The sequence below is a fragment of the Chrysiogenia bacterium genome, assembly GCA_020434085.1.
Lineage (GTDB): Bacteria > JAGRBM01 > JAGRBM01 > JAGRBM01 > JAGRBM01 > JAGRBM01.
On sequence record JAGRBM010000613.1, the window covers coordinates 1 to 5595 of the forward strand.

Consider the following 5595-nt stretch of genomic DNA (forward strand, 5'->3'; position numbering starts at 1 on the left):
GGGCGAGCCGCTGGGCACCGATTCAGGTGCCGCGCCGGTGAGCTGATCCCCGCTCTGGAGAATCCGCCTTGAGCGCCGACCACGAACATCATCACCACGGGCACCATCACGGCCCGGGAAATCCGGCTGCCGTGGACGATTCGGCGCGCCGCCGCCTTGCGATTGCGTTCTTTCTGACCGCGGGATTTCTCGCCGCCGAAGTGGTTGGCGGGTTCATGTCGGGCTCGCTGGCACTGCTCTCGGACGCGGCCCACATGCTCACCGACGCCGGCGCGCTGGGCATGGCCTGGCTTGCCGCTTCTTGGGCGACCAAGGAAGCCACCAAGCGGCACACCTACGGCATGTACCGCGCCGAAGTTCTCTCCGCGCTTCTCAATGGCATGCTGCTGCTTTTCATCGTGTGGGAGATCGTGCACGAGGCCATCGCCCGCATCGACAGCCCGCGCGAGGTAAAGGCCCCGCTGCTCATCGGTGTTGCAACCGTCGGCCTGCTTGTGAACCTTGCAAGCGCCTTCGTGCTCTCGCGCGGTGACCACAGCAACCTGAACATCCGCGCGGCGTTTCTTCACGTGCTGGGGGATGCGCTCGGTTCGGTCGCGGCAATCGCCAGCGGTGTCGGCATCCTGTACACAGGGAACAACCGGCTCGATCCCATTGCGAGCTGTGTGGTGGCGGGACTCGTCCTGATCGGCGCGGTGCGCCTGATTCGCGACGCGGTCGAAGTGCTGATGGAATCGGCCCCCGTCGATGCCGATGAGGTAGTCGCGGCGCTCAGCAAAGAGAACATCGTTGAGGCCGTCCATGACGTGCACATCTGGACGCTCACGCCGGGCCTTGTGGCGATGACCGCGCACCTGGTGGTCGCCGACGTGACGGGCAGCGATACCGACGCGCTGCTTGATCGCTGCAGCAAGATGCTGGAGGCCGACTTCGGCATTCAGCACGCCACGCTGCAGGTCGAGACCTCCGAGCGTTGCGACGTCGAGCAGGGCCACAACGGCTGCGCGCTCGAACAGCCCGCAAATTGAATCAATAAAAGTTACTCGCTGGCGCCCGGCAGGCTCGATGCGCTTGGGGTCTCGGGCTCGGTAATCGTGCTCTGGCCGATCAGATCGAGATCTGCCTGCACGAAGCCGCCCGAGAGGATGATCTTCACCCCGTCCTCGACGCTGATGTCGAGGAGGTGGGTTTCATCCACGGGGCTGAGGATCAGGAATCCCGAGGTGGGGTTGGGCGTCGTGGGAACGAAGATCGTGTAGACGTCGTTGACGACGCCTCGCTTCGTGGGGATCTGCCGGTCGATGCGGCCGGTCACGAAACCGATGGCGAACATGCCCTCGCGCGGATACTCGACGAGGGCGACCTTCTGGAAGGCGCCTCCCTTGCCGGTGAGCATGAAAGCCTGCAGGATCTGCTTGGTGCCGCCGTAGATGGACTTCACGAAGGGCAGGGAGAGCAGCAGGCGCTCGATCGGTGCGGTCATCTTCTGCCCTAGCTTCGAGGTCGCGAAGAATCCCGTTCCCAGCAGAATCAACACCAGTGCGAAAATTCCCATGCTGGGGATCGAGTGCTGGATCACGCCGGCATCACGAAGGACCTGGTTGAGATAGCGACCCAGGATTCCGTCGGCGAAACGGAACAGGGTCACGACAACCCAGATCGTCAGCACGAACGGGAAGATGAACACCAAACCGGTGGTGATTCGGCGGCGAAAGAAAATGCCCATGCGCGTCCCGAGCGGGAGCGGCGTCTCTTCCGCGCTGGTTGCGTGGTCGTGTTGTTCCTGCATGAATCCGAACTGTGCGCGCCGGGGCGCCGGTTACTGGTTGTTGGCCAGCTCCTCGTCAAGGATCTGCTTGAATGCCGAGTAGGGCTGCGCGCCCGAGAGCTTGCGGCCGTTGATTACGAAAGCCGGCGTGCCGGTGATGCCCAGGGAATTGGCCTCGGCCATGTCCCGCTCGATCTCGGCGGCGTGGCGGTTTTCCTGGTAGCACATGGCGAACTCTTTCGCGTTGGCACCGGCAACCTGCGCCATATCGCGCACCTTCTGGTCGATGTTGGCGCGGCTGATGCTGCGCTGGTTCTCGAACAGGTAGCTGTAGGCCTTCCAGAACTTGTCCTCACCCTGTTCCTTCACGCAAAGCGCGGCATTGGCGGCGGGCTTGGCCCAGTCGTGGAAGGAGAGCGGCAGGTGCTTGAAGTGGAACTCCACGCGGTCCTTGTACTCGGGGTAGATGCGCTCGGCGATGGTCGTGGCCGCGCGCGAGCAGTAGGGGCACTGGAAGTCCGAGAACTCGACGAGCACGACCTTCGATCCCTGCTTGCCGCGGCTGGCGGTCTTGTCGAGGCTGATCTTTGCCATGCGGGCGGCATTGGGATCGATACTGGTGTCCCAGAAATCGCCCATGGTGAGGAGCTTGCCGTCCTCGCTGACCTGGAATTCCTTGCTCTCTCCCTCATCCTGGCCGCCGATGGCCTTGAGCTTGAGGGTGTAGAAACCGGCGACGGGCGAGGTGACGACTTCGTCGAACTCATACATCGAGTAGGCCGAGACGTAGCGTCCGTCGTTGGAGAAGAAGATCATCTGGTCTTCGGACATGTTGCCCTTCGAGAGAATCATGCGCGCCTGCGCCAGACCCGGCAGCAGGGAGGGGCGGATGTCGTCGATGCGTACGTCCACACCCTCGGGCACGTCGAGCTCGGCGCGAATGGTGCGGATCATTTTGGTGGTATCAATCTTGGACAGATCGAGCGGCGCGGGTTCGGCCGCATCCTCTGCGTGGGCCGGGGCGATACCGAGGTGCCCCCAGATACCGGGTCCGTCCTTGGATGCTTCGACCTTCACGGCCTTCGGGGCGGCTGCTTCGGCGGCGGCGCCGCCCTTCGCGGGCGCCTTTTCAGCGGAGCCGGGCTCGCAGGCCTGGACGGAAAGAACAATGAGTGCTGCGCACAACCAGTATTTCATTTGAATCGATGCTCCTGAATATTTCGTGCCGCGCGATCCGAATCTAGAGGGCGAACTGGTTGAGGAAGCTCAAGTGCTTGTTCAGCCACGTCATGTTTCGCGTTGCCATGAGCACGCCGATGAAGATCAGCAGCGCGCCCGACGTAATCTCCACCACACGCATGTGGCGTTTGATCCGGTCCAGAGTGTGTACCGCATAGCGCATCCCGAATCCAACGATGAGGAAGGGGATGCCGAGCCCGGCGGAATAGCAGGCCAGCAGGATGATCCCGCGGCCCATGGTTTCCTGCACGGCGGCCATGGCGAGGATTCCCGCCAGGATCGGACCGATGCAGGGGGTCCAGCCAAACGCGAAGGCCAGCCCCACGACGAAGGCACCCAGCGGTCCGGGGGCGACTTTCTTCGTCTCGAAGCGCGTGTCGCGGTAGAGCTGGTTGATCTTGAACACCCCCAGCAGGTGCAGGCCGAAGACGATGATCACCACGCCCGAAATGCGGCTGATGAGCGCCTGGTGCTGGAGAAGGACCTGCCCCACGGTGGAGGCCGTCGCCCCGAGCGCAATAAAGACGACCGAGAAACCCAGCACGAAGAAGATGCTGGTCATTCCCACGCGCATGGAGATTTTCTTGTGCTCTTCGGCGCTGTCCTCGCCGGCGGCATCGCCCTTGAGTTCGGAGAGCGAGACGCCGGAAATATACGACAGGTACCCCGGCACGAGCGGCAACACGCACGGAGAGAGAAAGCTCACGATTCCTGCCAGAAAACTGGAGGCGATTGATACTTCGGAAAGACCCATAAACCTGTCGGGAGACCCGCGCGCCCGCGGGGAAAGCCGTCCTGGCGCGCACCCAAGGGAAGTTCGAACACCGGCCCTTATAGTAAGAAGGGGGATATCCAAAATCAACCGGCCCGGCAGCGCCCTTGCGGCGGGTTGCGGCGATTGGGTATGAATTCCCCCGTCATGAGCTACGACGATCTACCCAGTCGGAACAAGGCTTACGCCCTCTACAACACGCCGGAGGGGAGGCGCTTGCTGCGCTCAAAGCGGCTCATCGCCTCTGTGGAGCAGGAACTGCTCGAATACGGGCTGACCCATGGATTTCGCGTGGAGCGTGACGAATCGCGCGGCGGCTACAATGTGACGGTCAACCTCGAAGCGCAGGCCATGCGCTACCGCCGCACGACGTTCTTAAATGAAGAAGAATTCACGTATCTGAGAAGCAACCCGGCGCTCTCGGACCTGCTGGCCGCCGGTTGCTGGCGCATGTGAGGTGATCCGATGGAAGTCATTCAAATCCCGGTGTGGAGCGACAACTACGCCTACTTGATCTGCGAGGGCGGCAAAGCCGCGGTGGTCGACTCCCCTGAGGCTGGCCCGGTTGAGAAGGCGCTCGAAGCCAAACACCTGCAGCTCGCCGCCATCTGGAACACGCATCACCATGCCGACCACGTGGGCTCAAACAAGAACCTGATCGCCGCACATCCCGGGCTGGCGGTGACCGGTTCGTCCCAGGATGCCGGTCGCATTCCCGGCATCACCCGCGAACTCAACGAGGGCGACCACGTGCAGCTCGACGGACTCGATGCCGAAGTCTTCTTCGTGCCCGGCCATACGAGCGGGCACATCGCCTACTACCTCAAGGACGAGGGCGCGCTCTTCTGCGGTGACACACTCTTTGCCGGCGGGTGCGGGCGCCTGTTCGAAGGAACGCCCGCGCAGATGGTGGACTCGCTCTCGAAGCTGCGCGTGCTTCCCGACGACACGCGCGTCTACTGCGCGCACGAGTACACGCTCTCGAACCTGAAGTTCGCCGTTACGGTCGAGCCCGGCAATGCGGCGCTCAAGGAACGCTTGGAACAAGTGCAGGCCATGCGCGAGCAGGGCGAATCGACTGTTCCCTCCACCATCGGCGAAGAGAAGGCTACCAATCCCTTCATGCGCTGGGACGCGCCCGAGATCATCGAGACAGCGCGCTCCAGGGGCGGCGCTGCCTCCGACAATCCGGCCGAAGTCTTCGGTGCCATCCGGCGGATGAAGGATTCGTTCTAGGCCGGCCATTGGCTCCGACCCTTCGGGGGTGCGACAAATCACCGCATTGTAAAGACCGGCGCAGGCTCTAGTCTGGCGTGCCGGAGCGACAACCAGCGCGAACTGGAGAGCTCCTGCATGTCTGTACCAGAATCTACATCGGTTTTTCAGCGAATTTCCCGCTTTCTCGTTTTTGCTGTTCTTGCCGCCACGGCCACTGCCGGCGGCTGCGACAGCGACAACTATCCCCTGCTCAGTCAGATGCTGATTTCCGAGAACGGCTACTACATGGCCGAACTCGCAACCGATCCCCTGCAGCCGGTGGTCAAGGGGCCGCAAAGTGCGAGCCTCTACCTGATGGATAGCGCGCAGGAACCGATTACCGGTGCCACGATCGATGTCGAGCCCTGGATGCCGAGCATGAGTCACGGGTCCACTGAGACTCCCGTCGTGAGCGAGGATGGCGACGGCATGTACACCATCACCAACATCGTCTTCACCATGCACGGCCCGTGGGAGCTGCGCATCGATGTATCCGCGGATGGCGCCGATGACCGCATCGTTGCGACCTATGAGATCGCGCCGGCACGCAGCAGTGACA

Annotated in this window: 7 protein-coding genes; 4 read left to right on the forward strand and 3 right to left on the reverse strand. The window is 62.6% G+C overall.

All coding sequences use genetic code 11. The features are described from left to right. Positions 1 to 68: 68 nt before the first annotated feature. Positions 69 to 1028 carry a cation transporter gene (locus KDH09_19880; protein MCB0221967.1) on the forward strand — a complete coding sequence of 320 codons (960 nt, stop codon included), beginning with the start codon at positions 69 to 71 and terminating at the stop codon, positions 1026 to 1028. Positions 1029 to 1039: 11 nt separating this feature from the next. On the opposite strand, the gene KDH09_19885 is transcribed toward KDH09_19880, so the two are convergent. From KDH09_19885 to KDH09_19895, 3 genes are read right to left on the reverse strand one after another with little or no spacing between them, the layout of a single operon-like run. Then, on the reverse strand, positions 1040 to 1789 hold the full coding sequence (locus KDH09_19885) for a DUF502 domain-containing protein (protein ID MCB0221968.1): 750 nt from the start codon (positions 1787 to 1789) through the stop codon (positions 1040 to 1042). Positions 1790 to 1819: 30 nt separating this feature from the next. Continuing rightward, positions 1820 to 2965 (reverse strand): thioredoxin domain-containing protein, encoded by a 1146-nt coding sequence (locus tag KDH09_19890; GenBank protein MCB0221969.1) that lies wholly within the window; start codon positions 2963 to 2965, stop codon positions 1820 to 1822. 43 nt (positions 2966 to 3008) lie between these two features. Continuing rightward, on the reverse strand, positions 3009 to 3761 hold the full coding sequence (locus tag KDH09_19895) for a cytochrome c biogenesis protein CcdA (GenBank protein MCB0221970.1): 753 nt from the start codon (positions 3759 to 3761) through the stop codon (positions 3009 to 3011). Positions 3762 to 3911: 150 nt separating this feature from the next. Between KDH09_19895 and KDH09_19900 the strand changes: the two genes are divergently transcribed. The 3 genes from KDH09_19900 to KDH09_19910 all read left to right on the forward strand — a co-directional run. Beyond that, positions 3912 to 4235, forward strand: a complete 324-nt coding sequence (locus KDH09_19900; GenBank protein ID MCB0221971.1) for a hypothetical protein — start codon at positions 3912 to 3914, stop codon at positions 4233 to 4235. A gap of 9 nt (positions 4236 to 4244) precedes the next feature. Next, positions 4245 to 5015 carry a hydroxyacylglutathione hydrolase gene (gene gloB / locus KDH09_19905; GenBank protein ID MCB0221972.1) on the forward strand — a complete coding sequence of 257 codons (771 nt, stop codon included), beginning with the start codon at positions 4245 to 4247 and terminating at the stop codon, positions 5013 to 5015. A 117-nt stretch (positions 5016 to 5132) separates the two neighbouring features. Next, positions 5133 to 5595 (forward strand): FixH family protein (locus tag KDH09_19910; GenBank protein MCB0221973.1); only part of this gene is annotated, 463 nt, incomplete at its 3' end.

Coding starts and splice junctions, on each gene's coding strand:
- KDH09_19885 (MCB0221968.1), bottom strand. CDS start 1,789: ATGCAGGAACAACACGACCACGCAACCAGCGCGGAAGAGACGCCGCTC.
- KDH09_19890 (MCB0221969.1), bottom strand. CDS start 2,965: ATGAAATACTGGTTGTGCGCAGCACTCATTGTTCTTTCCGTCCAGGCC.
- KDH09_19895 (MCB0221970.1), bottom strand. CDS start 3,761: ATGGGTCTTTCCGAAGTATCAATCGCCTCCAGTTTTCTGGCAGGAATC.
- KDH09_19900 (MCB0221971.1), top strand. CDS start 3,912: ATGAATTCCCCCGTCATGAGCTACGACGATCTACCCAGTCGGAACAAG.
- gloB (MCB0221972.1), top strand. CDS start 4,245: ATGGAAGTCATTCAAATCCCGGTGTGGAGCGACAACTACGCCTACTTG.